22 protein-coding genes, 1 tRNA gene and 1 other RNA gene are annotated in these 25573 nt (G+C 70.2%); 12 read left to right on the top strand and 12 right to left on the bottom strand.

All coding sequences use genetic code 11. The annotated features are described in order from the left end of the window. Positions 1–157: 157 nt before the first annotated feature. Complete coding sequence (mobF, locus tag ASD11_RS17290; RefSeq protein ID WP_268750722.1) at positions 158–3913, bottom strand: MobF family relaxase; 3756 nt, start codon at positions 3911–3913, stop codon at positions 158–160. Positions 3914–5632: 1719 nt separating this feature from the next. Between mobF and ASD11_RS18865 the strand changes: the two genes are divergently transcribed. Together ASD11_RS18865 and ASD11_RS17275 are read left to right on the top strand one after the other, a co-directional pair. Then, the gene (locus ASD11_RS18865; RefSeq protein ID WP_056290614.1) at positions 5633–5857 is read left to right on the top strand and encodes a helix-turn-helix domain-containing protein; all 225 of its coding nucleotides are present in this window, start codon (positions 5633–5635) and stop codon (positions 5855–5857) included. Further along, on the top strand, positions 5854–7074 hold the full coding sequence (locus tag ASD11_RS17275) for a tyrosine-type recombinase/integrase (protein ID WP_056290611.1): 1221 nt from the start codon (positions 5854–5856) through the stop codon (positions 7072–7074). Before ASD11_RS18865 ends, ASD11_RS17275 begins: the two co-directional genes overlap by 4 nt. 103 nt (positions 7075–7177) lie before the next feature. Here the strand turns inward: ASD11_RS17275 and ASD11_RS17270 are convergent. Further along, positions 7178–7265 (bottom strand) — tRNA-Ser (locus tag ASD11_RS17270). Between the two features lie 62 nt (positions 7266–7327). Here ASD11_RS17270 and ffs point away from each other — a divergent pair. Beyond that, positions 7328–7424, top strand: an RNA gene (ffs, locus tag ASD11_RS17935) — signal recognition particle sRNA small type. 10 nt (positions 7425–7434) lie between these two features. Here ffs and ASD11_RS17265 read toward each other — a convergent pair. The 5 genes from ASD11_RS17265 to ASD11_RS17245 form a co-directional block, all read right to left on the bottom strand. Then, a complete protein-coding gene (locus ASD11_RS17265) occupies positions 7435–7836 on the bottom strand; it encodes a DUF6069 family protein (RefSeq protein ID WP_056290608.1) in 402 nt (133 codons plus the stop codon). A 92-nt stretch (positions 7837–7928) separates the two neighbouring features. Continuing rightward, complete coding sequence (locus tag ASD11_RS17260; RefSeq protein WP_056290605.1) at positions 7929–8570, bottom strand: HAD-IA family hydrolase; 642 nt, start codon at positions 8568–8570, stop codon at positions 7929–7931. Positions 8571–8781: 211 nt separating this feature from the next. Next, the gene (locus tag ASD11_RS17255; protein ID WP_056290602.1) at positions 8782–9399 is read right to left on the bottom strand and encodes a 2-phosphosulfolactate phosphatase; all 618 of its coding nucleotides are present in this window, start codon (positions 9397–9399) and stop codon (positions 8782–8784) included. Between the two features lie 16 nt (positions 9400–9415). After that, the gene (locus ASD11_RS17250; protein WP_082554546.1) at positions 9416–10279 is read right to left on the bottom strand and encodes a phosphatase PAP2 family protein; all 864 of its coding nucleotides are present in this window, start codon (positions 10277–10279) and stop codon (positions 9416–9418) included. Positions 10280–10359: 80 nt separating this feature from the next. After that, positions 10360–12165: a helicase HerA-like domain-containing protein gene (locus tag ASD11_RS17245; RefSeq protein WP_056290598.1), complete on the bottom strand. Its 1806-nt coding sequence runs from the start codon at positions 12163–12165 to the stop codon at positions 10360–10362. Positions 12166–12213: 48 nt separating this feature from the next. Between ASD11_RS17245 and ASD11_RS17240 the strand changes: the two genes are divergently transcribed. Further along, positions 12214–12516, top strand: coding sequence for a type II toxin-antitoxin system VapB family antitoxin (locus ASD11_RS17240; RefSeq protein WP_056290595.1), 303 nt, complete (start codon positions 12214–12216; stop codon positions 12514–12516). Next, the gene (locus ASD11_RS17235) at positions 12513–13031 is read left to right on the top strand and encodes a LytR C-terminal domain-containing protein (RefSeq protein WP_056290594.1); all 519 of its coding nucleotides are present in this window, start codon (positions 12513–12515) and stop codon (positions 13029–13031) included. The genes ASD11_RS17240 and ASD11_RS17235 overlap by 4 nt, the downstream gene beginning before the upstream one ends. 119 nt (positions 13032–13150) lie before the next feature. Here the strand turns inward: ASD11_RS17235 and ASD11_RS17230 are convergent, their stop codons facing one another. Further along, positions 13151–14644, bottom strand: a complete 1494-nt coding sequence (locus ASD11_RS17230; RefSeq protein WP_082554545.1) for a potassium/proton antiporter — start codon at positions 14642–14644, stop codon at positions 13151–13153. 108 nt (positions 14645–14752) lie between these two features. Between ASD11_RS17230 and ASD11_RS17225 the strand changes: the two genes are divergently transcribed. Next, positions 14753–15565, top strand: a complete 813-nt coding sequence (locus ASD11_RS17225) for an alpha/beta hydrolase (RefSeq protein WP_082554544.1) — start codon at positions 14753–14755, stop codon at positions 15563–15565. A 21-nt stretch (positions 15566–15586) separates the two neighbouring features. Here ASD11_RS17225 and ASD11_RS17220 read toward each other — a convergent pair whose 3' ends face one another. From ASD11_RS17220 to ASD11_RS17205, 4 genes are all read right to left on the bottom strand, one after another. Further along, positions 15587–15955 carry a hypothetical protein gene (locus ASD11_RS17220; RefSeq protein ID WP_056290591.1) on the bottom strand — a complete coding sequence of 123 codons (369 nt, stop codon included), beginning with the start codon at positions 15953–15955 and terminating at the stop codon, positions 15587–15589. After that, positions 15948–16403, bottom strand: a complete 456-nt coding sequence (gene aroQ / locus ASD11_RS17215; RefSeq protein WP_056290590.1) for a type II 3-dehydroquinate dehydratase — start codon at positions 16401–16403, stop codon at positions 15948–15950. Before aroQ ends, ASD11_RS17220 begins: the two co-directional genes overlap by 8 nt. Before the next feature lie 370 nt (positions 16404–16773). Beyond that, the gene (locus ASD11_RS17210) at positions 16774–17901 is read right to left on the bottom strand and encodes a MalY/PatB family protein (RefSeq protein ID WP_442854204.1); all 1128 of its coding nucleotides are present in this window, start codon (positions 17899–17901) and stop codon (positions 16774–16776) included. A gap of 10 nt (positions 17902–17911) precedes the next feature. Then, positions 17912–18775 carry an aldo/keto reductase gene (locus ASD11_RS17205; protein ID WP_056290588.1) on the bottom strand — a complete coding sequence of 288 codons (864 nt, stop codon included), beginning with the start codon at positions 18773–18775 and terminating at the stop codon, positions 17912–17914. Positions 18776–19026: 251 nt separating this feature from the next. Here ASD11_RS17205 and ASD11_RS17200 point away from each other — a divergent pair, with 251 nt between their 5' ends. From ASD11_RS17200 to ASD11_RS17175, 6 genes are all read left to right on the top strand, one after another. After that, entirely contained in the window at positions 19027–20910 is a 1884-nt protein-coding gene (locus ASD11_RS17200; RefSeq protein WP_056290585.1) for a carboxypeptidase regulatory-like domain-containing protein, read from the top strand. A 96-nt stretch (positions 20911–21006) separates the two neighbouring features. Next, positions 21007–22092, top strand: a complete 1086-nt coding sequence (locus ASD11_RS17195; RefSeq protein WP_056290583.1) for an S-(hydroxymethyl)mycothiol dehydrogenase — start codon at positions 21007–21009, stop codon at positions 22090–22092. Further along, positions 22089–22718, top strand: a complete 630-nt coding sequence (locus ASD11_RS17190; RefSeq protein ID WP_056290581.1) for an MBL fold metallo-hydrolase — start codon at positions 22089–22091, stop codon at positions 22716–22718. Before ASD11_RS17195 ends, ASD11_RS17190 begins: the two co-directional genes overlap by 4 nt. 45 nt (positions 22719–22763) lie before the next feature. Beyond that, a complete protein-coding gene (locus ASD11_RS17185) occupies positions 22764–23420 on the top strand; it encodes a DUF6629 family protein (protein WP_056290578.1) in 657 nt (218 codons plus the stop codon). A gap of 53 nt (positions 23421–23473) precedes the next feature. Beyond that, a complete protein-coding gene (locus tag ASD11_RS17180; RefSeq protein ID WP_056290575.1) occupies positions 23474–24682 on the top strand; it encodes a lyase family protein in 1209 nt (402 codons plus the stop codon). Next, a complete protein-coding gene (locus ASD11_RS17175; protein WP_056290572.1) occupies positions 24679–25563 on the top strand; it encodes an alpha/beta fold hydrolase in 885 nt (294 codons plus the stop codon). Before ASD11_RS17180 ends, ASD11_RS17175 begins: the two co-directional genes overlap by 4 nt. Positions 25564–25573: the final 10 nt, after the last annotated feature.

The raw sequence follows: 25573 nt of genomic DNA, 5'->3' as shown, positions 1-25573 counted from the left end.
ACCGCCGCAAACTCCACGGGTGCGCTGGTCCTTTCCCGACCTGGTACGAGTCGGCTGTGCTCAAGCCTTCGACGACGTTCCGACGACCTCGACCGGAAGGTCGCCGAGCTGGCGCCGCCAGTAGTCTCCGCCCCCTGACGTGGTCGAGCAGGCAGCATCAGACATGAGGCGGCGCGATGCCTCGAGCGGAGACACGCACCGAACGATCGAGGTAGCCCGACCGTTGCGGTTCGAGCTCCCTCGGCTGTCCTTCTGGCGGCTGTCCAGCGGCCCCCACGCCCTCTCCACGGCACCGCTCGATCCTCCACCAAAGGGCTGCCGAAGCATGGTCATCAGGAACAGGGCCTTCTGCAAACGCTGCCTGGAGCATTGAGCCGGGATCGAGCCCTTCCGCCTCGAGCCTCGAGAGGCGCGCGGACAGCGTGGCGCTGAACGGGTCGTGAAGAGGCTGGAGCTCGTTTACAGCTGCGACCCACCGCGCCCTCGCGACGCCGCGGTGGTCGAGCTCATCGCCAGTCCTTCCGGGCTGTTGAGGCGCTGCTCCGGGTGCAGTCTCTTCGCTGAGGCCCGCGACCAGCTGGGCGCGGCGCAGCAGGTAGTCACCCCAGGTGGGGTCCGCCAGCAGCCTTCGGGGGATGCGCGGTGGGCCCTGCCTGGACGAGCCCGGCGAGGTCGGTGTCACTTCACGCATGCGCCAGTCGATGAGGGCGGCGCGGTCCTCGATGCCATCGAGATCTTTGCGGCGCACAGCACTCTCGAGCTGAGCATCCGCATCGGCGGTGTCGGCTTGCCGCAGGATCAGGTTGGCTCGCAGGGTCGGCCAAGCCGGTTCGCCACTGATCCCCGGCACGAGATCCTCGGCGATCTCGGTGAGAGCCTCAACCGCCTCCGCCCCGACGACATGTCCGGCTGCGAGCCGCATCCCGTCATCCAGACGCGCAACAGCGGCCGCGAGCCTCGTCGTTCCGGTGTCGGCTTCGCGCCGAATGGACGTTGCCGACTTGGCCGACAAGTCACGATCGAGAACACTCTCGAGGATGCCCGTGGCGGTCGGTTGATCCGCCGCTCCCGGATCAGGTGGCGCGTCCCGGTCTCCTTCAGTCGCAGTGATCACGTAGGCATGGTTTTCGAGGCGGCCGCGCGTGAGAAGCGTGTAGAGCTGCCGGCGTGATTCTTGTCCGGTCACGATGCCTCGCACGGTGTCGACAGAAACCCCTTGAGCGGCGTGGACGGTCGTGGCATATCCCAGCTCAACGTGGTCGGCAACGTAGTCAGCCGGCAACGTTGTCCTGAGCCCGGAGCTGACGTGGCGGACCCAGAGCGAACCTGCGTCTTCGAGGCCGACGATGATCCATCGATCCCCATTCTTGACCCAGTCGGTTGCGCTGCTGCGGAGCTTGCGGCTGTTGTGTCGAGTGATCACGAGATCTCCAACGCCGGCTCGGTTTCCGTCGGACAAGAGGAGTTCCTCCGTCGGATGGTCTGCCAGGGCTCGGAAGTACTGGCGGGCTCGCGCGTTGAGTTCCGCGACGACCTCGCGCGTAGGGCCGAGCATGATCGACTCTCGTCCGCTGGCCACGTCCGTTCTCCAGTCGTGGAAGACCTCCTCGATGAGTTGAGTTCGTTCGCCGATATGGACCCGTTGGTTGTCCAAGTAGAACCCGATGGCCTCATGCCGACCCTCTCGGAGCGCGAGAGTGGCCGCTCGTTCGCCCGCGTCCTGAAACCGCATGAGCTCTCGAAGCCGGATAGATCCGTGCTCCGCATCGATGTCGCGCAGGACCCCTCCGGCGCCGACTGCGGCGAGCTGCTGGTCGTCGCCGACGAGCCTGACCGTCGCGCCGCGCGCTCCGGCGTGGCGGATCACGTCGTCCAACGAAAGCGTGTCGGCCATGCCAGCTTCGTCGATGAGCACGAGCGACCGTGCTCCGATTTCCTGGCTCCAAGCCGCTCGGTCCCCTCTGAGATCGTGAACGAACTTGGCGATCGTCTCTGAGGGAGCGCCGATCTGTTGGCCCAGCAGGTTGGATGCTGCGGCTGATGGTGCGAGAGCCACGACTTCGCCGCCGGCCTCGGTCCAGGCCTTGGCCAGGGTGGCCATCGCGGTCGTCTTTCCGCTCCCCGCGGGCGCCAAGGCCACCTGCACTGCTCTGCCGCTGGTCGCCAGTTCCCGCACCAGCGCTTCCTGACCAGAGTTGAGTGGGGTTCCGAGCGCCCGGGCTTCGGCCAGTGCCAGGTCGACCAAGGCATGGGGAACGCGTGGCCTGTCCGTGAGCCCTGCAGCTTCGACGATTCGCGCCTCGGCGTCGAGGATGCCCTGCGATGAGTAGAGATCACTTCCCGCCACGGAATAGATGCTCGACTGATCCTGCCGCGTTAAGGACGACGGTTCATCGATGCCATCCCTGTCAGTCACGATCAGTACGGACATGTCGCGCGCATGATCGAGGACAAGTCTTGTGACGTCGTCGACCTGCTCGGGAAGCAGATCGGCGGTTCGGACCCGCCGTAGAACTTCAGCCTGCAGGTGCCGCGTCTGCCAGGTCGACCGATGACTTTGGACCGTCCTGACGACTTCGCTTGCCGTCCGATTCACCCAATGCGAGTCGACGTGCGACAGGTCGTTCTGGGAGGTCGAGAGTGCCGTGGCCACCATGCGCGCGACCGCCGGTTCGGCGCCGAGAATCTCAGCTGCCTGCCGCCGCCATTCCCGGCGTTGATCCCGCCTGGAGCGGTGCGCGTGCTTTGGATCGCGCGTCTCGAGCGTGGCCCGTTGGCTCAGCTCGAGCGCTTCGGTCGGGGTCGGCGGGCGTCCATGAGCCTGTTGAAAGTCGGCCGCGAGCTCACCCGTTCGGGTGACGATTTCCGCCCGCCGCGAGGACCATCGCGAGTTGAGCGACTCGTCGACGCCCACGATCTCGCGCACCGCCCGCTTGCCGCGTGACTGGCCTGGGCGCTCAGCGAACTGGACTCCGAGGTCTTGCACCAGATGCTTCTCTAGCGCCGTGTTGTAGACCTCCGACGCCGTGACCGCCGATTGGTAGAGCAGGCGGCCGTCGATCGAAAGCCAGGCGCCGTCGTCGACTGCCTGCACCTTGTTGGCGACCGCAACGTGGGTGTGGAGGTCTGGGTCTCCCGCGCGCGAGTCGCGGTGCGTGAAGGCGGTGGCGACGAGGCCTCGTACGTCAACCTGACGCACGCCGTTCATGCCTCGACGCGTGAATAGGGCCTCTCGCTCGATGAACTCCAAGGCGGCGGCGACGGCCGCATCGTGGGCTCGCTCGACTCGGGCCGACACCTGTTCGTCGGCGACAGCCCACAGCGTCGAAACACTCTTGACCGGAGAGAACGTCAGGTCGTACCCAGATACCGCTGATGACTTCGGCCGTGAGTATCGAGCGATCGCTGACGCCAGCTCGCGCGAGTCCGCAGGCGCGCGCCCTTGCCGGCGTTCGAAGAATTCAGCCGCTACTTCACTACGGACCCGAGCCCTGACCTCCAGCGGCAAGGAAGCCTTGCGCGGTCGACCAGCAGCGACATTGAGCGAGTCGAGCCGCCTGGCGACCTCGACGATGTAGTCCGGCGCGTCAGCGTCGAAGACCTTGAACGGAGCGCCGAGATGGCGTGGAGATTCAGACTCCGACGCCGCGTCTTCCGGTCCGTCCTGTTCGGCGGCGAGGGGGTGAAGGCCGTAGGCGAAGAGGGCTCTCATCTGATCTGACGTCACGACATCGCCATGCACGAGGCCATCAATTCCAGCCAGCCCGGAACCCACCCAGCGACCAGGTGCCTCGCCGTTCTCGGAGTAGTAAGCGTCCAAGGTGCTGTGCCCCTTGTCAGTCGCATCCAACGCCGCAACCTGTCGAGTCAGGTAGTCATACCTCGACCCGGCCGACAGTTTGTGGAGGGACATCGTCACTTACCCCCAGGGCAATCGGACCTGCCTCGGAGGACTCTACGACCGACAATGCAAGAGGTGTGTGGCGGTTGTATGGGGTCGGTCGGAGCGGTTGGGACAGAACCGGTAAGCGGCATGATGCTCGGCGACGAGTCGTGGTTTTGGTCATGGGGGCTGTCTGAGGGGTCGTCAAAGTCCGCCCGGCTCGGTGGCCGGGTTCGTTCTGGCTCGATCGGAGCCGCGAGCGGTGTTGTTTGAGTCGGCGGCGGTGCGCGCGCCTGTGTGAAGCGCACGGCTCAGCGCCCCCTTAAGGCCTGGACGAGTCGGATGACGTCTTCTCGCACGCGGCCACTCTGGTTCCTGAACCAGACGAACAACACGGCGCGCCCAAGAGCGCGCAGGGGCCAGTACATAGCGGCGATCCAGACCAAGGCTGTTCCGTCGTCAAATCGCGACAGCGACAGTAGATCAAGCATGGTGTGCCTGCTTTCGGGCATAAAAAAAGCCCGCCGGGGGCGAGCTTCGTTGAACGGGGATGAGTTGGAGGGCGAATTTGGGTAGAGCTACGCCTAGGGAGGTCTCATGAGGCCTCCCTTCTCCGAGTCAGGAGTGGGCCAAGATGGGGCCGCTAGCGGCGGCTTCGACCGTCGCCGCGGCGTGAGGCCGCGAGGACGTCACCGATGCGGATCCTCGTGTGGCGAGGGCGCGAGGTCGGCGATGGTGTGAGGTGCCCGCGGCGGATCCACGAGCGGATGGTGGAGGGCGCTACCGACACGAGGCCTGCGGCCTGATCTATGTCGACGAGGACGTTGTGATGCTTGGCTGGGATGCTGAGTCCGTCGAATGCGTACAGCGACCATCTTCCAGGCTCGACCTTGCGCCCGGGGCGTCGCGTGCGGTCCTTCACGGAGTCGCTCGCCACCTGAACGTCGTAGGCATCAAAGACGTGGGCTGGGCCCTCTTTGCCCACTGGCACGAGGTATCCGCGATGAACCCATTGGCGAATCGTCGACATGCTGACGCCGCAGGCAAATGCAGCGTCGCGAGTCGTCATTCGTTCGGCGCCCCTCGGCCGAGGCCGGCCGACACGAAAGTCACCGTCGCTCTGCCGCGCCTTAAGCATGATGCGGGCTGGTCCCGGTCTCCGCCGCTTGGGCGCACTCACTTCCCGAGGAAACGGTGCAAACGAGTCGCTGCGCAAAGCCGGTCCGGGTGTAGACCGCACCTGCGGCCTGGCTGCGCGCGAGGGCGGGGGCGGGTCGGCGATGATTCGCTGGGCTACCGGATCGGGGACCGAGCTCAGATGCGATGCAACCCATTCACCGTCGCTTCGCAACAGGTCGATGAGCGTGCGCGCCTCGATGTGCAGTTCAGCCGCCAGCTCATGCACTCGCATCGAGCCAGAGTATCTGCGTGACAGTGCAACGAAGGCGACCGTCGGCTCTACAGGCTCTGCCCGCTGGGCAACAAAAAACCCGATCGACACTCGATCGGGTCGGTCTCAGGGCGCACCTCTGGACCACCTCAAGCGTGACATAAGGGTCGTTGCTCGTCAACGTCTCGGTTGATTCCTAGCCATGGCGGCTCCGTCCACAACCCCGACGGGGTCATCAGTTCGCCTGTGGACGAGTTGCCTCGATATCGGTTTAGAGATGCACTCTGCTCGATACTGACCTCTGGACTCCCTCGGCAGACCCTGAGTCGCTAGGAGGAAGAAATGATCCGGGAAACCGCATGACAGCCGATTCTTCTGCACCCGAGCCGCTGCTCGTCACGGTTGAGGACGCGGCACGCCGTTTGGGCATTGCGAGAACATCGATGTTCAGGCTTATCCAGGAGCAAGAGGTCGACTCCGTCCGGATAGGCCGACTCCGCCGCGTTCCCGTCGTCTGCCTCGACGAGTACGTCGCACGGCTGCGCTCCCAGGACGCTCCTGGCGAGAAGCCTCCTCTGCCATGAGTCCACGCAACCCGAATCTCGCCTCGACCGTCTACCTCGGCGCCGACGGGTACTGGCATGGCCGGATCACGGTCGGAGTTCGTGACGACGGGAAGCCGGATCGCCGCCATGTCTCGGCCAAGTCCAAAGCAAATGCCGTTCGCAAGGTTCGTGCGCTGGAGCGGCTTCGGGAGCAGGCCCGCGTTCCGAACGCTGGGTCGAAGTGGACCGTCGAGAGCTGGCTCCGGTACTGGCTCGACGCCATCGTTCGGCCTGGGCTTCGCGACTCGACCTTCCAGGCGTACCGGACCGCAGTCCACAAGCACCTCGTGCCGGCCGTCGGCGCGCACCGTTTGGAGCGACTGACGCCAGAGCACCTGGAGACCTTGTACCGAAGAATGGTCGACGGAGGCGCGCGTCCTGCCACCGCCCATCAAGTGCACCGGACGGTCCGCGCGGCGCTCAGCGAAGCGGTGCGACGCGGCCACGTGGCACGCAACGTCGCGCAGCTCGCCCGCGCGCCGCGCATCGTCCCCGAACCGGTCGAGCCGCTGAGCGTCGCCGAGGTCCAACAGCTCCTCGCCACCGCGCGAGAGGCGCGCAACGGCGCGCGGTGGGCGCTGGCCCTCGCGCTAGGCCTGCGTCAGGGCGAAGCGCTCGGTCTGCGCTGGAGCGACGTCGACCTCGAGACGCGCTCCCTCCGCATCCGATCCACACGACTGCGTCCCTCGTACGAGCACGGCTGCGGAGGAACGTGCGGCAAGACGCCTGGTCGGTGTCCCGAGAGAGTCCAGCGGAACGACCTCATCGGTCCGACGAAGTCCGTCGCGGGCTATCGCGTCATCGGCCTACCCGCCGCGCTAGTAGGGCTGCTGGAGCAGCATCGCGCCGTGCAGACGTCGGAACGACGTCGCGCAGGTGAGCGGTGGGTCGACGAGGGCTGGCTCTTCGCGAGCGAGATCGGCGAGGCCCTGAGCCTGAACACCGACTACGTGGCCTGGCGGGCACTGCTCAAGGAAGCGGGAGTGCGTCGCGTCCGGCTGCACGACGCGCGGCACACCGCGGCGACGGTCCTCCTCGTCCTCGGCGTCCCGGAGCGGACCGTGATGTCGGTGATGGGATGGTCGAGCACGTCGATGGTGGCGAGGTATCAACACGTGACTGACCCGATCAGGCGCGAGGTGGCCGACCGCGTCGATGCTCTGCTGTTCGACGCTGACAACAGCATCAACGACTGACCAACGATGACCCGTCGTGGCCAACTGAGACTAAAACTGAGACTAAGCACGATGCCGGCCCGCATTCGTCGAGAACGTGAACCGGCATCTGCCTTGGTATCGCTGGCGGAGGATAGGGGATTCGAACCCCTGAGAGCTTTCACTCAACCCGCTTTCCAAGCGAGCGCACTAGGCCACTATGCGAATCCTCCGTCGAGAAGGTTACCCGGCCCGGCCGGGTTGGGCTGCGCCGGGGCCGGTCCGTATGATGATCGACAGCCCCTCGCGTGGCGCTATCTCACCCAACTCCCCCAGGGCCGGAAGGCAGCAAGGGTCAGTGGGCTCTGGCGGGTACGCGAGGGGTCCTTTCGTTCCTCCCGCTCAGCGCAGTCGGCTCACGACCCCGGGGATGACGACGAAGGCCGTCACGAGGTGCGCCAGCACGAGAGCCACCCGGGTCGACGTCTCGATGTCGGGCATCAGCACGTCCGGCACGAGCGAGAGCACGAGCAGCACGAGCGTGATCCGCACGAAGACCGTGCGGGGCGACGTCGTCCACCGCCGGAGGCCGGCGGCGATCACGAGGCCGAGGAGCGAGAAGCCGAACGCGAGGACTGCGAATCCCGTCAACGGGACCGCCTCGCCGTCGATCTCCAGCGTCGCTCCTGCAGCCTTCGCGATGGACGCTGTCAGCACGGCCGCGGCGGCACCGGCTGCGGCGAACGCGACGCCCGGGAGCCAGAGCGAGCGGTCATGGGTGCGGGCGGTGGTGTCAGTGGTCATGGTCTTCTCCGATCAGGGGCGGCGGCCTGGAGCTGCCTCTCACCCAGACGACGAACACCATCCCACTGATACGACACCGCCAGCCAGAAGAACTAAGCGGTCGACCAGCGCAGGATCGCGCCGCTCTCCTCGCCGAGCTCCACGGTCAGGCCCGTGAGGTCGGGGAGCTGCACGAGCACGCCGTCCACCGCGGGCTCGTGCTCTCCCACCTGGATGGCCCTCATCCCGGCAGCCGCCGCGGCCGCAAGACCGGCAGGCGAGTCCTCCAGGACGACGCACCGCGACGGGTCCACGCCGAGCGCCTCGGCGGCGCGGAGGAACGGCTCGGGGTCGGGCTTGCCGTGCTCCACGTCGTCGGACCCGACCAGCACGGTCGGCAGGGGCAGTCCGGCGGACCGCATGCGGTGCTGGGCCACCGCGCGCGTGGCCGAGGTGACGAGCGCCCACGGGAAGCCGTCGAGCGAGGCGACCAGAGCGACCGCTCCGGCGATCGGGACCACCCCGTCGCCGTCCAGCTCGTCGCGCTCCAGCACCTCCAGCTCGGCCTCCAGCGCCTCGGCCGGCGCGTAGGCGCTCACCGTGGCCGAGGTGGGACGGCCGTGGGCGAACTCCACCACCTCGTCGCCGTCCACATCCCACCGTGAGGCGAACCGGCGCCACAGCCGAGCGCCGAAGGCGGTGGAGTCGACCAGGGTGCCGTCCATGTCGATGAGGATCGCGTCGCACTGATGCACGACACCTGCCTACCCCTCAGGCCACTGCGTCGCGGGCTCGGGGTGCGCTCTGCCGGTCGGGCGGTGAGTCAGCGTCCGTTCTCGGCACGGCGGCCGCCCAGGACGGACGCCAGGTCACCGCCCGACGGCCGAGCCCCGCAGGAACGGACGCCAGGTCACCGCCCCACGGCCGAGCCCCGCAGGAACGGACGCCACGTCACCGCCCCACGGGTCAAGGGGCGGGGACGAAGCCGCGGGAGCTGAGGATGGGCACGACGGAGTCCACCGAGACCTGGGCTGCCATGTCGAGGGCGAGCTCGCGGCCCGCGGCGGCGTGGGCCTCGCCCGACGACGACGCGAGCAGGTGACCCGGCTCGCGTCCGGCGATGAGCCGGTAGGCGTCCGCCGCCATGGCGGCCTCCGGGGAGAGCCCCGGCCAGTCGAGGTCCTCGAGCGCCGACAGCACGGCACCGGCTCCCCACAGGTCCTCAAGCCCCGGGCGCAGGGTGCCGTCGGGCCAGTGCTCGCCGCACGCGATGACGGCGACCGTCGCGGTCTCGGGGTCGTGCTCGCGCGCCAGCCAGTCGGCCACCGCCCGAGCGTTGCGCAGCGATGCGAGCGCGACCGTGGTGGCGACCTCGTCGAGCACGTTCACGAGAGGCGCAATGGCCATGCCGTCCACCGACACAGGAAGGCCGGACTCGCGCATGAACAGCGCGCTCAGGCGCGTGGTGTCGTCGAGGACGTCGACCACGACAGCGACGTCGGCGCCCTCGGCGATGGTGAGTCCGCCCGTGACGCCCCACTCGAAGCGCACGGCGTACGAGCCCTGGGTACCGACCTGGTCCATGGGACCAGTGTGCCGGTCAGCCGGTGGCGGGCTGCGGCTCGTCGAGGAGGTCGTCGCCCGCGACGTCGGTCTCCGGCAGAGGCGCGTCTCGTCGACTCACCGCCTGGACCACCGCCCAGGCCACCAGCACGACGGCCCAGCCGACCACGGCGTCGAGCAGCCAGTGGTTGCCCGTTCCGATGATGTCGATGGTCATGACAGCTGCGTAGACCAGTCCGATCACGCGCCACGTCTTGGGGACGCCCATCCAGATGAGGACCAGGGCGACCCACAGGGCCCAGCCCGCGTGGAGCGACGGGAACGCAGCCAGCTCGTTGGTGAGCCCGCCGAGCCCCTTGGGGGCGGATGCGTCGGCGCCCCACCAGCCCGCGGCCTGGTACTCGGCCAGCACGTCGACGTACTTGCCGTCGACGAGGCGCGGCGGCGCCGTGGGAAGGAACAGGTAGAAGACGAGACCGATCACGGTGGCCAGCACGAGGGCACGGCGGGCGATGACGTACTGCCAGTGACTACGGCGGTAGAGCCAGATCAGGATGCCGGCGGTGACGATGTAGTGGGTGGTGGCGTACCAGAAGCTGCTGGCCACGCCGAGCCAGTGGACGTCGGCGAACAGTCGGTTGAGCGGGGCCTCGATGTCGATGCGCCAGGCCTTCTCGATGGCCAGGATGTCGAGCGCGTGCCCCCGCGCCGGGGCGAACGCGTCGGAGGCGAGCATCCGCGAGGCGCAGTAGAAGACGTAGAGACCGCCGATGAGCGCGACCTCCACGACCGCCCGCCGGACACCGAGGTGGCGGCGCAGCAGGACCGCGTCGGCGACGCGCTGTGGACGGGTCCTGGACAAAGAAGAACGCCGCTGCACTCCGGCATCGACGTCGACCATGGTTCATATCTTGGCCCTCAGGTCCGACACAGACAACCGGTGGTTACCCCCAGGTTCACCCTGGGGACACCCCGAGGTGGTCAGCGACGACGCTTGAAGAGGTTCTTGACGAGCTCACGGGCGATGGTCCGAGAGGCCTCGCCGACGGCCTTGTCCAGCGTCGACTGACGCCGCGACGAGCTTCGCGAGGTGCGCCTCGACCCTGTGGTCCGCGTGCTGCGACCGGCCTCCTTCTCGAGCCGCTCGGCCTCCTTGCGGGTGCGCTCGGCGGCCAGGTCCGCGTCCTTCTGCGCCTGCGACGCCTGCTGCTGGGCCTGCAGGTCCTCCGCCGCGGAGGGCGGGTCCACCGCGGCACCGTACTTGGCCAGGAGGGGCGACGCGGTGACCGTGGCCTCCATCTGCGGGGCAGGCGTGGGAGACATGGATCCCTGCGGTGCGCGCAGGCGGGTCCAGGCCACCGGGGTGGGCGCGCCCTTCTCGTTCATGACGGTGACGATCGCCTCGCCGATCGAGAGCTGGGTGAGCACCTCCTCGAGGTCGTAGTCCGACTTCGGGTAGGTCGAGACCGTGGCCCTCAGCGCCTTGGCGTCGTCGGGCGTGTGGGCCCGGAGCTGGTGCTGGACCCGCGACCCGAGCTGGGCGAGGACGTCGGACGGCACGTCCTTGGGCGTCTGGGTCACGAAGAAGATGCCCACACCCTTGGACCGGATGAGGCGGACGGTCTGGGTGACCTGCTCGAGGAAGTCCTTGGAGGCGTCGGCGAACAGCAGGTGCGCCTCGTCGAAGAAGAAGACGAGGCGCGGCTTCTCGACGTCGCCCACCTCGGGCAGGTCGCGGAAGAGCCGCGACAAGAGGTACATGAGGAAGGTGGAGAAGAGCTCGGGCCGGTCCTGGACCCCCGGCAGCTCCAGCAGCGAGACCACGCCCTGCTCGCCGTCAGGGCCGGCGACGGTGCGCAGGAAGTCGGCGGGGTCGATCTCGGGCAGACCGAAGAACGCGTCGGCGCCCTGGTCGGAGAACGCGATGAGCTCACGCAGGATGACCCCGGCGGTCGACGCCGACAGTCCGCCGAGCGCCTTCAGCTCGGCCTTGCCGTCCCCGGTGAGGTGCGTGAGCACGGCCCGGAGGTCGACGAGGTCGACGAGCCGCTTGTCGGCGTTCTTGGCGTAGTGGAAGACGAGTCCGAGCGACGACTCCTGGGTGGCGTTGAGCCCCAGCACCTTGGCCAGCAGCACCGGCCCGAAGGACTCGAGACTGGCGCGGATCGGGACACCCGTCCCCTGGCCGCCGAGGGTGAAGTACTCCGTGGGGGCCGCCGCAGGCTTCCAGTCCTGACCGATGCTCGTGCAGCGTGCCTCCAGCTTGGCGTCGGGCGTCCCGGGGGTCGCGATGCCGGAGAGGTCACCCTTGATGTCAGCGGCGAAGACCGGGACGCCGGCGGCCGACAGCTGCTCGGCCAGCACCTGCAGGGTCTTGGTCTTTCCCGTGCCGGTGGCGCCGGCCACGAGCCCGTGACGGTTCACCATGGCCAGGGGGATGCGCACCTGGGCCTCGACGACGGGCTCTCCGTCGACCAGGGCACCCAGCTGCAGCGCCGGGCCGTCGAACGCGTAGCCGGCCTGCACCGCGGCGACGACGGCCGACGCCCCGGCCGCGGGAGCTGCGGGAGCAGCGGGAGCAGCGGGAGCAGCGGGAGCAGCGGTCTCCGGCGCGGTCTCCGGCGCGGCCTGCTGCGCCGCTGTTTCCTCGGCCTCGGCCGCCCGAGCCAGCTCCTCGGCCTTCGCCCGGGCCTCGCCGGCGAGCCTCTCCGCCTCGACGGCTGCCTGCGCTGCGGCCTGGGCGGCGGCCTCGGCCGCGCTCGGTGGGGGTTGGGTCGGCTCGCTCATGCGCGTCAGGCTACCCGCGGCTGGATCCAGCCTGTCTACACTGACGACGTGATCTTTCGGCGGGTGAGTGACGGGCGCCCCTACCCCGCGCACGGCCTGACGGCTCGGGAGTGGGCCGACATCTCCCCCACCCAGGTCCGCCTCTCCGACCTCACCACCACCAAGACCCAGCTCGACCTCGAGCACCTGCTCGACGAGGACTCCACCTACTTCGGCGACCTCTTCGCCCACGTCGTGAAGTGGAAGGACGAGCTCTTCCTCGAGGACGGCCTGCACCGGGCAGTCCGCGCGGCCCTCCAGCAGCGCGGCATGCTCCATGCCCGCATCCACACGATCGGCAAGCACGTATGAACCGAGCCTCCACCCCCGTCGCCATCGGCGTCAGCGCCATCGTGCTCGTGCTCGGGCTGCTCCTGGGCGTGAAGCTCGTGACGGCCAAGGCCGACACCACCGACGACGCCGCCGCCACGTGCACCGACCAGACCGTGGCCCGCGGCGAGACGCTCTCGAGCAACCTCGTGAAGGTCAACGTGCTCAACGCCAGCCAGCGCTCCGGCCTGGCCAACCGCGTGAGCATCAACCTGCAGCGCCGCGGCTTCCTCGCCGGCGACGTCGCCAACAGCACCAGCAAGGTGGCCGGTGAGGGCGTCACGATCCTCGACGCCGACAAGGACGACCCCATCGTCCACCTCGTCGCCATCCAGTTCACCGACGTCAGCTACGTGGAGTCCGACCTGCCCGCCACCGACGGCGTCACCGTCGTGGTGGGCGACGACTACAAGGCGCTGCGCAAGAAGTCGCGCACCTCGTTCAAGACGCCGTCCGAGGTCTCGGTCTGCGTCCCCCAGGTCACGATCGAGGAGTAGGCCCCGGCGGGCGGTGGATCCTCCACCGAATACCAGGCTCGACGGCTGAGCGGTGGATCCTCCACCGAATGAGCCCTCATACGGTGGCAGATCCACCGCCCGCAGGCTTGGCGCCTTGCTCAGGGTGCGGAGGGCTCGCCCCAGCCGGCGAGGCGGCCGCCGCGGCCGACCGCGCGCAGGCGCTGCTCGGTGGCCTCGCGCACGTCGCGGGTGGCCACGACGAGAAGGTCGTCGCCGCGCTCGAGCCGCGTGGTGCGGTGCGGCACGAAGGGCTTGTCCTGGCGCACCACGAGCGAGACCGAGGCACCGTCGGGGAGTCGCAGCTCGCCCACCTCCACTCCGGCGAGGCGTGAGCCGGGCGGGACGTGCACCTGCAGGAGGTCGGCCGAGACCCGCTCCAGCGGCGCTGCCTCCACCTCGACGTCGCGAACCTCGGCGCTGAGGACGCCGCACCAGGCGGCGAGGCGACCCAGCGGGGCCACCTGCACGAGCGTGTAGATCACGACGGCGACGAACACGATGTTGAAGAGGTCGCGCGAGCCCGGCACGTCGGCGGCGAGCGGGATGGTGGCCAGGATGATGGGCACCGCTCCACGCAGGCCCGACCACGCGACGAACAGCTGTTCACGGCGGGTCTGTCCCTGTCCGATCGCGCACACCGCCACCGAGAGCGGGCGTGCCACGAACGTGAGCACGGCTCCCACCCCGAGCCCCGTGTAGACGTGCCACCACTCCACCTCGTCGGGGCTCGCGAGCAGACCGAGCATGACGAACAGGCCGATCTGCGCGAGCCACCCGATGCCCTCGACGAACGAGCGGGTGGCCACGCGGTGCGGGAGCTCGGTGTTGCCGAGCACGAGCGCCGAGACGTACACGGCCGCGAAGCCGCTCGCGTGGATGGCGGTGGCCCCGCCGTAGGACAGCACCGTGAAGGCCAGCACCACCAGGGGGTAGAGGCCGGACGCGGGCAGGGCGACCGAGCGCAGCAACCGGCCCGCACCGAACCCCACGCCGAGGCCCACGACCGCACCGGCCACGAGCTCGAAGACGATGAGCGCGCCGAACTTGAGCGGACCGTCGTCGACGAGGTGACCTGCGCTGATGGCGGTGACCAGCACGACGATGGGTGCGTCGTTCAGGCCGGACTCCACCTCCAGGACACCGGTGATGCGTGACTTGAGGGGGACGGCGCGCAGCACGCTGAACACCGCGGCAGCGTCGGTGGGCGTGAGGACCGCGCCGAGCAGGATGGCGATCTCCCAGCGCAGGTCGAAGAACTGGTGCGCCGCGAAGGCGACCACCAGCACGCTGATGGTGGAGCCCAGCGTCGCCAGCAGCAGCCCGTAGCCCAGGCTCGGCCGGACGTGCTCCCACTTCGTGGTGAGACCACCCTCGGCGAGGATCAGGATGAGGGCGCTGAGACCCAGGCCGAGCGCGACGTCGGCGTCGTGGAACTGGATGCCCGCACCGGAGCTGCCAAGCGCGAGCCCCAGCCCCAGGTACATGAGGAGGGACGGCAGTCCGGCCCGGACCGAGACGCGGACCGCCAGGACGGCCGCGATGAGGACAGCCGCACCGATCAGCAGGAACGTGTCGAGGTCGTGGACATCCACCCGGCCTCCTCGTTCGCGTCGGACCTCCATCCTATCGGCGGACGCCGCGGCCCCGACCACCCGCTCGGCTGCCCGGCGGAGCCCTCCGGAGCGTGGTTGGCTGGGCCCGTGGATCGTCGACGTCTCCTGCTCGGGTCGCTTGCCACCGCGGCAGCGGCCGGGCTCGCCTCCTGTGGCCTGGGCGGCTCCGACGACGCTCCGAGGACGAAGGGCGGGCGAGGCGTGGAGACCATCCGGTACGGCAAGGACGAGTCCCAGCTGCTCGAGCTCACGCGACCCGAGGGCCGCTCCCGCGGAGTCGTGGTGGTGATCCACGGCGGCTTCTGGAGCTCGCAGTACGACCTCTCGCTCGGCCGGCCCCTGGCCGCCTCCCTCGCCAAGGAGGGCTGGACCGCGGCCAACCTCGAGTACCGCCGCGTCGGCAACGGAGGCGGGTGGCCCACCACGTTCGACGACGTGCGCAACGGCATCGACGCCCTGGCCGACGTGGAGGGTCTCGACCTCTCCACCCTCATCACCCTCGGGCACTCCGCCGGCGGGCACCTGGGCGTGTGGGTGGTCGGGAAGACGAAGAAGGTCAAGATCACCGCCGCGGTGTCCCAGGCGGGCGTGCTCGACCTGCAGACCGCTGCTCAGGACGCGCTCGGTGGCGGCGCGGTGCTCTCGCTCCTGGGCGACGCCCCGATCAAGCCGGCCGACCCCATGACGTTCGTGCCCCTCGACGTGCCGGTCCACTGCGTCCACGGCACCGACGACCAGGTGGTGCCTCTGGCGCAGTCGACGGCTTATGTCGACAAGGCGACTTCAGCCGGTGCCACTGCGGTCCTGCACGAGGTCCCGGGCGACCACTTCGTGCTGATCGACCCGAGCACCCCGGCCTGGTCCGAGACCCTCAAGGTCCTCGACGGCCTCGAGCGCTGAGCGCTCCGAGGTGCTCGGGGCTCAGCGGTTCTCGTCGACCCAGCCCCCGGTACGGCGGTGCAGCTCGGCACACACGCTGCGGTAGAGACGCTCCACCTCGGGGCCGCTGAAGCCGGCCGCTCCCGACATGGTGTCGGAGCGGGCCTGGAACCACAGCGCGGCGCGGAGCAGCACCACCCCGAGCTCTCCGTCGTCGAGGGTCCCGGCGTCGGCGGCGGCGAAGGCCGGCCGGTAGGCCACCGTGGCGACCTGTGCCATGGAGCTCGAGAGGAAGAACGAGGCGTCGAAGGTCTGGGCGAAGTCGCGGAGCGCGGCCCAGTCGGCGTCCGCGCCCGGCACGCGGACGCGACGGCTCACGGCGAGCTGCTTCTTGCGGGGTGCCTCAGCCACGAGCAGCCTCGATGATCACAGCGAGCTCCTGGACGGCCTGGGCGTACCCGGGCACGCCCTGGCCGACGACGACCGTCGTCGCGACGTCGCTCAGGTAGGAGTGGTGGCGAAACTCCTCACGCGCGTGGACGTCGGAGATGTGCACCTCGGCGAACGGGAGCGCGACCCCGGTGAGGGCGTCGCGCAGCACCACGGAGGTGTGGGTGAGGCCGCCGGGATTGATGACGATGCCGAGGCAGTCGGTGCGAGCAGCGTGGATGGCGTCGATGAGGACGCCCTCGTGGTTGCTCTGGACCGATCGGACCTCGAGGTCGTGCTCGGCGGCGGTGGCCGTCACGAGCGCCTCGACGTCGGCGAGCGTCTGAGACCCGTAGACCTCGGGCTCGCGGGTCCCCAGCAGGTTGAGGTTGGGCCCGTTGACCAGCAGCAGGCGGCGGGTGTCACTCACCCTCGTACCGTATCGGTCGTCTGGCGATCACCCAGGAGGACGCCGGAACACCCCGAGATGCATGCGCGCCGGCGTCACCGCAAGAACGCCCCGCGCCCGATCATCGGTCGGACCGGTGGCAGCTCCCACAAGCCACCGGTCCGACCTCGATCGTGCGACGCGACAGTCCCCTCTCCCTGGCGACGAGTCGCTTCGTCCCGTCAGCACCTCTCCCGAGTGCTGCCCCTCGATGCCCTCCCAAGCGCCGAATGGACCGGTCCGAACTCCCTCTGGGATCGAACATACCCCGGCCGAACGTCCCGGGTCCCTAGTTCGAAAGGACTAACTTGGAACTACCTCGACACCGATCTTTGCCCGGTATAACAGGGAGTTACAGCACGCGCCCGAGCCGTTCGAGGAGCTCCGTGAGGACGGTTGGGGAGGTGGCGTAGTTGAGCCGCGCGAACCCCCGGCCCTCGCCGAACGGGGGGCCCGATCCGAGCGCGACACCGGCGCGCTCCAGCAGCACGGCGGCCGGGTCGTCGCCCAGCGCGTAGGGCCTCAGGTCGAGCCACGCCAGGTACGAGCCGTCCCCCACGACCGCGCGCGCCCGCGGCAGGTGCTCGGCCAGCAGGGTGTGCAGGAGCTCGCGGTTCACGGCGAGGTCGGCCCGGACGTCGTCGAGCCACTCCACGCCGTCGGACCAGGCAGCCGCCTGGATGCGCTCGCCCACCTGGCTCGTCCCGTGGGACACGAGCTCCGGCAGATCCTCCAGCTCGGCACGGGCCGCCGTGCCCGCGACCATGAGCGCCGCCTTGATGCCGGCCAGGTTCCACGCCTTGGAGGCCGACGTGACGACGACTGCGTCGTCCGTGCCCGGGACCCGGAGGTAGGGGACGAACGAGACGGGGTCGGCGAGCGGGGCGTGGATCTCGTCGACGACCACCCGCACGCCGTGCTCGGCCGCGAGCCCGGCGATGCGCGAGAGCTCCTCGAAGGTGCCGGGGTAGGAGGTGGGGTTGTGCGGGTTGCAGAGCAGGAAGGTGGCTCGACCGGCGTGGCGGCGGAACGCCTCGGCCAGCGCGTCGACATCGAGGCGGAAGTCGGGGCCCAACGGCACCCGGACGGGCTCGGCGCCGGCGAGGCGCACGGCGTCGTGGAAAGGCGGGTAGACGGGCGGGCTCACGATCACCGCTCCCCCGGGCGGCGTCACGAGTCGGAGCGCCTCGACGACGCCGATCATGACGTCGGCCACCGGCAGTGCGAACCCGGGACGCCAGTCCCAGCGTCGCTCCGCGAAGTCGCGGAAGGCGTCGTCGAAGCCGCTCGCGGCGGGGTAGCCGAGGTCGCCGGTCCGCGCCACGTCCGCGAGGACGGCCGAGACGGACGGCGCCAGAGGCGCGTCCATCTCGGCCACCCAGGCGGGCAGCACGTCGGGTCCGTAGGTGCTCCACTTCATGCTGGTCCGGGCGCGGAGGTCCTCGACGGAGAGGGCGGAGAGTGGTCGCACGGAACCCATCATGACGGGCTCAGACAGCGTCGGCGAGGGCCTGCTGCTCGTCCTCGCTCAGCTCGATGGCCGCGGCGCCCACGTTGTCCTCGAGGTGGTCGACGCTCGACGTGCCCGGGATGGGCAGCACGACGGGCGAGCGGTGCAGCAGCCAGGCGAGCGCGAGCTGCGAGGGCGAGGCGTCGTGCTCGGAAGCCAGCTTCGTGAGCGGGCTGCCCTCCTGGGAGAGCTCGCCCGTGGCGAGCGGGAACCACGGGATGAAGCCGATGCCCTCGGCGGTCGCGTAGTCGAGCAGCTCCTCGGCGTCGCGCTTGGCGAGGTTGTAGAGGTTCTGGACCGAGACGATGTCAGCCACCTCGCGCGCCTGCTTCACCTCGTCGACCGAGACCTCGCTGAGTCCGATGTGCCGGATCTTGCCGGCCTCCTGCAGCTCCTTGAGCGCACCGACCTGGTCGGCGAGCGGCACCTCGGGGTCGATGCGGTGCAGCTGGAGGAGGTCGATGCGCTCGAGCTTGAGCTTGCGCAGGCTTAGCTCCACCTGCTGCTTCAGGTAGGCCGGACGTCCTACGGGGATCCACTCGCCGGGGCCCGTGCGGGTCAGACCGGCCTTGGTGGCGATCACGACGTCGTCGGCGTATGGGTGGAGCGCCTCGGCGATGAGCTCCTCGGACACGTTGGGGCCGTAGGAGTCAGCCGTGTCGAAGAGGGTGACGCCCAGCTCGGCGGCCCGGCGCAGGACGGCCACGGCTCCCGCCGGGTCCTTCGGCGGCCCCCACACCCCCTCGCCGGTGATCTGCATCGCGCCGTAGCCCAGACGGTTGACCGTGAGGTCACCGCCGAGGGTGAAGGTTCCGGATGCTGCGGCAGAAAGGGACTGCGTCATGGGTATCTCCTCGAAAGTCGGTTCCCTTGGACAACCACCTGCGGCGGCCCGCTGTTCCCGCGCCGCCCGACAGCCGGCTCCCGACGCCCAGGCCCGATGCCGTGCCCACCGACGGTCGGCACTTGCTCGTTCGGCAGGCGTCACGGATTGGATGCTTGCGACATGTGGTCAGGACGTCTTGAGCCGCTAGGGTGACCAGCACATCGGGGGGCGTGAGCCTGAACGTCTCCCTTTCACCTCGGGGGAACACCATGGCTGTCAGCCGCAGATCTCGTCCTGTCCTGCTCCTCGTCGCGATCCTCGCGCTCGTGGCCGGCCTGCTCGCCGCGTCGCCCGCCGAGGCGGCCACGGGCTCCATCACCGGCCGCGTCCTGGCCAAGCCCACCGGTGGCACGGCCACGGTCTTCGGAAGCAACGGGGCCTCGGTCTCGCTCTACCGCGCCACCGAGCCCGGCAGCTTCGTCGGCGACTACGTCGGCAACTACCGCACCGGCTCGACCGGCCGCTTCACGGCCTCCAGCCTGGCCGACGGCTACTACACGCTCCGCGCCACCGACGACCGGCAGGTCGCGGACACCACGCGACTCACGTCGGAGTACTACGACAACGGCTGGAGCCCCTACGGGACGACGCAGGTGCGCATCCTGAACGGGAACGCCGTGACGGTGCGGGACATCGTCCTCGAGCGCGCCGGCCGCTTCGCCGGCACCGTGCGGAACGCGGCAGGCCAGCCCATCCCGAACGCCTCCGTCACCGTCTCCCCCAGCGACGGCGCGGGCGGGTACGGCTTCCAGGCCGACGCCCAGGGTCGCTACGACAGCAGCCAGCACGACCTGACCGACGACCTGTTCCCCAAGACGTACTCGGTCTCCATCTCGGCCGACAGCGGCATCGGCCAGCCCGTCTACGAGGGCAAGACGGTCCCCGTCACCATCGCCGCAGACCAGACCACCGCGCTCGACGTCGTCCTCACGCGACGCTCCACCCGGACCTTCGCGGTCAAGAACGCCAACGGCACCGCCGCGGCCAACGCCGCCGTGGGCCTCTGGATCCGCCGTGACGGCGTCTGGGGTCCCGCGCAGTACGGGCCCATCTGCACCGACGCACAGGGCCGCTTCCGCCTGACGCAGTCCGGCGACACGGCGTACAAGGCGTTCTTCAACCCGGCGACGGCCACGGCCTGCGGCCAGGGCACGAGCCAGACGCCGAGCCCCGCGGGCACCGTGGGCGAGTACTGGAAGGACGCGTACGCGCTCGAGGACGCGGCCGTCATCGACTTCGCGGGCGCCCAGTCCGACCTCACCTACCCGGTCACCCTGGGCTCCCAGCCGACCATCACCAAGGGCGCCGTCACCGTCACCGGCACGCCGGAGGTGGGACGCACCCTCACGGCGAACCCGGGCACCTGGGGCCCGTCAGGCGTCACGCTCTCCTACCAGTGGTCGGCCGGAGGCACCGCGATCGCGGGAGCCACCGGCAGCACGCTCGCCCTCACGTCCGAGCTGGTCGGCAAGTCCGTCAGCGTGCGCGTCACGGGTCGACTCACGGGCTCGCCGTCGGTCGACCAGGAGGCTTATGCCGGCCAGCCCGTCGCGCCGCGCATCACGGCCGTCAAGCCCACCGTCTCGGGCACCACCACGGCGGGCAGCACCCTCACGGCCAAGTCGGGCGTCTGGGGCCCGTCGGGCGTCACGCTCGCGTACCGCTGGCTCGCCAACGGTGTGGCCATCAGTGGTGCCACCGCCAAGACCTTCGTGCTCACCAACGCCCAGGCCGGCAAGACGATCTCGTTCAAGGTCACCGGGTCGCGCTCGGGGTCCACGAGCGTCTCCAGCACGTCGCTCTCCACCGCAGCCGTGCGGGGCGTGCTGACCGCCCGGAAGCCCACCATCACCGGCACGGCGCAGCGCGGCAAGGTCCTCACCGCGAACGTCCTCACCTGGACGCCCAGCCCGGTGACGCTTCGCTACCAGTGGCTCCGCGACGGCGTGGCCATCACGGGCGCCACCGGCCGCACGCACACGCTCACCTCCGGCAGCGTCGGCAAGCGGATCACCGTCCGCGTCACCGGCAGCAAGACCTCGTACATCACCCGGTCGAGCACGAGCGGCGCGACGGCGGTCGTGAAGAGCTGACGGATCGGTTCACTCCCGCGTGGCGCGCGGGTCCGCGACCCGCCCTAGGCTGGCGGTGATCGGTCACACCGACCCACCATCCCGAGGGAGTCCCGCATGCCGCAGACCGTCCGAGGAGTAGTCGCCCGAGCCAAGGGCGAACCCGTCAGCGTCGAGAACATCGTGATCCCGGACCCGGGTCCGGGCGAGGCCGTCGTGGCCATCCAGGCCTGCGGCGTCTGCCACACCGACCTGCACTACCGCGAGGGCGGCATCAACGACGAGTTCCCGTTCCTGCTCGGCCACGAGGCCGCGGGCCTCGTGGAGTCCGTCGGCGAGGGCGTCACCGACGTCGAGCCCGGCGACTTCGTGATCCTCAACTGGCGCGCGGTGTGCGGCGAGTGCCGCGCCTGCACGCGCGGACGGCCCTGGTACTGCTTCAACACGCACAACGCCACGCAGAAGATGACGCTCGAGGACGGCACCGAGCTCTCGCCCGCGCTCGGCATCGGTGCGTTCGCCGACAAGACGCTCGTCGCCTCCGGCCAGTGCACCAAGGTCGACCCGAGCGCGTCGCCGGCAGCCGTGGGCCTCCTGGGCTGTGGCGTGATGGCCGGCCTCGGTGCCGCCATCAACACCGGCAACGTGCAGCGCGGCGACTCCGTGGCCGTCATCGGCTGCGGGGGCGTGGGAGCGGCGGCCGTCGCCGGTGCGCGTCTGGCCAACGCGGCCACGATCATCGCGATCGACCTCGACGACCGCAAGCTCGAGGGCGCCAAGAAGCTCGGTGCCACCCACACGATCAACGCCGGTGACGGCGATGTCGTGGAGGCCATCCAGGCACTCACCGGCGGCTTCGGCGCCGACGTCGTGATCGACGCCGTCGGCCGACCCGAGACCTGGAAGCAGGCCTTCTACGGGCGCGACCTCGCCGGCACGGTCGTGCTGGTCGGCGTCCCGACGCCGGAGATGCAGCTCGAGCTGCCGCTCATCGACGTCTTCGGGCGCGGCGGCTCGCTCAAGTCCAGCTGGTACGGCGACTGCCTGCCCAGCCGCGACTTCCCGATGCTCGTCGACCTCTACCAGCAGGGCCGCCTCGACCTCGACGCGTTCGTGACCGAGAAGATCGGCATCGACGACGTGGAGGCGGCCTTCACCAAGATGCACCACGGCGACGTCCTGCGATCGGTGGTGGAGCTGTGAGCACGGCACGCATCGAGAAGGCCGTCACGTCGGGACAGTTCGAGCTCGACGGCGGCAGCTGGGACGTCGACAACAACGTCTGGATCGTCGGCGACGACACCGAGGTGATCGTGATCGACGCACCCCACGACGCCGCGCCCATCCTGGCGGCCGTCGCCGGTCGCACGGTCAAGGCCATCGTCCTGACCCACGGTCACAACGACCACATCAACGCAGCCGTCGAGCTGGGCCGCGCCACGGGCGCGCCCGTCTGGTTCCCGCCGGCCGACCGCATGCTGTGGGACGCCGAGCACGACACCGCGCCCGACGAGGACCTCGTGGACGGCACCACGTTCACCGTGGCCGGCACCGAGCTCCGGGCCATCGCCACGCCGGGCCACTCCCCCGGCAGCACCGTTCTCCACGCCGAGGAGCTGGGCGCCCTGTTCAGCGGCGACACGCTCTTCAACGGCGGTCCCGGCGCCACGGGACGCTCGTACTCGAGCTTCGACACGATCATCGAGTCGCTGCGCGACCACGTGCTGGGTCTCCCGCCCGAGACCGTGGTCCACACCGGGCACGGCGACGACACCACGGTCGGTGCCGAGGCGCCCCACCTCGATGAGTGGATCGCGCGGGGCCACTGAGACCGGCCTGACGCTTGACCGCGCGCTCGTCGGGTACCTCCGGGCATGTGCTTCTCGCCTGAGGCGGACGTCGTGGGCGGTCTCGTCATCAGCGCCGCGGGCATCGACGCGCTCCGGCACGCGGGACCCCGCCCGGCACGCCTCGCGCTCGGTGCCCTGCCGCTGCTGCTCGGCCTGCACCAGCTGACCGAGGCCGTCGTGTGGTGGGGGCTCCGCGGCGACCTGCCGGCCGGTTGGACCGGGCCCGCCACGTGGGCCTACCTCTTGGTGGCGTTCGTCGTGCTGCCGCCGTACGTCCCGCTCGTCGTCCGCGCGCTGGAGCCGCGCGGCCTGCGCCGGCACGTCATGACAGTGTTCGCCGTCGTCGGCACCGCCGTCTCGGCACTTCTCCTGGCCGCCCTGTTGAGGGGACCGGTGAAGGCAGCGCTGGGGGACCATCACATCGCCTACAGCACGGGCCTGCCCGCCGAGATCCCCGTCACGGCGGCGTACGTCGCGGCGACGTGCGGGTCGGCCCTGTTCTCCCGCCACCGGGCGATCGCCGTGTTCGGGGCCGTGAACCTGGTGGCCGTGGCCGTCATCGCCTACCTCACCATCGACGGGTTCGCGTCGATCTGGTGCGCCTGGGCAGCCGTCGCGAGCCTCCTCGTCGCCGTCTACCTCCGCCGCACCGATCGACGGGCGCGCACCGTCCCGGTCTGATCCCGCAGGGGGCGGTCCTGGCCCTCACGGTCCGGTGGGGGCAGGCTGTCCCCATGACCGCTGCCCCCGGGACCCACGCCGAGAGCTCCGGCGACCTGATGTCCGACGCCACGCTCCTGCGCTCCATGGTCCAGGTCGAGGCGGCGTGGCTCGACGCCCTCGTCCGGGCCGAGCTGGCCCCCGGCCTTCACCACGACGACCTGGTCGGGCACCTGCTCGGGCTCCTCGACGACGAAGCCGGCGCGGTCCTCCTCGAGGCTCCCGACAACCGTCCTGTCGAGGGCCTCCTGACGCTGCTGCGCTCACGGACCGATGCCGACACGGCCGCCTGGCTGCACCAGGGTCTCGCGCAGCAGGACGTGCTCGACACCGCGCTGGTGCTGGCCGTCAAGGACGTGCTCCACCACGTGGTCGAGCAGGTCAAGGCCCAGATCACCGCACTCACGGCGCTGGCCGAGCGTCACGCCGTCACGCCCATGGCAGCCGGCTCCGCCGAGACGCCCACACCGACGACGTTCGGCGCCGTGGCCGTCGTCTGGCTCGACAGCATCATCGACGCGGCCGACCTCGTCGTCGACGCGCGCTCGCTCCTGCCGGGTCAGCTCGGAGGATCGTCCGGGACCCTCGCCTCCCTCACCGAGATCGCCCGGCTGCGCGGGGAGGCCGACCCGCTCTCCGCGGCGGCCGACGTCGTGACCGACGTGGCGGAGAGGCTCGGCCTGCGGGAGCGCCGCGCCTGGCACACGGCACGCGGGTCCTTCACCCGCACCGCCGACGCCCTGCTCGCCTGCACCGACGCCTGGGGCCGCCTGGCCGGCGACGTCGCTGCGCTCGCCGACCCTGCCGTCCGCGAGGTGGAACCGGCCGAGCCCCGTCTGCCGGCGCTGATCCGTCAGACGGCCGAGGCCGCGCCGCCGCTGGGCGCCACCCTCCACCTCGCCTCCGCGGGCGCAGCCTGGGCCGGGTCGCCCGGGTCCCTCGGGGCGGAGTGGAGAGCGATGCGCGAGCTGGCCCGTGACGCCGCCGCGGCCGCGACCTGGACCACCGAGCTCCTGGACGGACTGGGTGCGGACGAAGCCAGGATGCTGGCCGGGCTCCAGGCCTCGGCGAGCGCGGTGCTCGAGGAGCGCAGCGCGTTGGCCGCGCTCGTCGGCGCAGACGCCGAGGACGACTCCGAGCCGGAGCCCTACCTCGGGATCGCCGAGGACATGGTCGTCGAGGCCCTGGAGCGAGCGGAGACCTTCATGGAGGAGAACGCGTGAGCCTCCCGCAGATCGCTGCGGTGCGGCTCGGCGGCTCGCCGCGACTCCCCCTCCTCGTGCTGGGGCCCTCGGCGGGGACGTCGGCACGCGACCTGTGGTCGTCGAGCGCCGTCCACCTCGCCGAGCACTTCGAGGTCCTGGCCTGGGACCTCCCCGGTCACGGGTCGAGCCCTGCGGCCGACGGCTCGCTCACGCCGGGCGAGATCGCTGCCGGGGTGCTGGAGATGGTGGACGAGATGCTCGCCAACCGAGGTGAGCTGCACCCGTCGTTCTTCCACGCCGGCGCGGGCCTGGGCGGCACGGTGGGGCTGATCCTCGCGCTCGAAGCCCCCCAGCGCATCGAGTCCGTGGTGGTGATCGATCCCGAAGCATCCCCCGAGCTCGAGGCCCGGCTGCCCGCGGTCTCCGCGCCGGTGCTGGTCGTGGCCACGAGCGACCACGCGGCCGCGTCCCACCAGGTCTCGCACGCCGTGATGCGAGGACAGCTGGCCGTGCTCGACGACGTGACCGGCTCGGCACCGCTCGAGGCTGCGGCCGAGGTCGCCCGGCTGATCGTCGCCCACGCGGGCGGCGACGAGGCCATCGAGACCGTGTCCCGCGCGCGGAGCGCGGAGATCCGCGCCTTCGTGTCCGAGCACGACGACCACACCGTCCTGGCGCGTCCGGGTCTCGACCCACGCAGCCGGTCGGTCGCCGCGCTCACGGCAGCCGCGGCGCAGGGCCGCCACGACGACCTGCCCGACCTCCTCCTGGCCGCCCGCGCGAACGGTCTCACGGACGCCGAGCTCCGCGAGCTCGTGCTTCAGACCGCGCTCCACACCGACCTCACCTCGACGGCCGCGGCGCTGGCCGTCACCGAGCGGGCCCTCTCAGCTGACTGACCGAGCTCGA

The sequence above is a fragment of the Aeromicrobium sp. Root495 genome, assembly GCF_001426755.1.
Taxonomy (GTDB): domain Bacteria; phylum Actinomycetota; class Actinomycetes; order Propionibacteriales; family Nocardioidaceae; genus Aeromicrobium.
The sequence above is the reverse complement of the archived record's forward strand: the minus strand, read 5'-3'. Positions and strand labels throughout refer to the sequence as shown.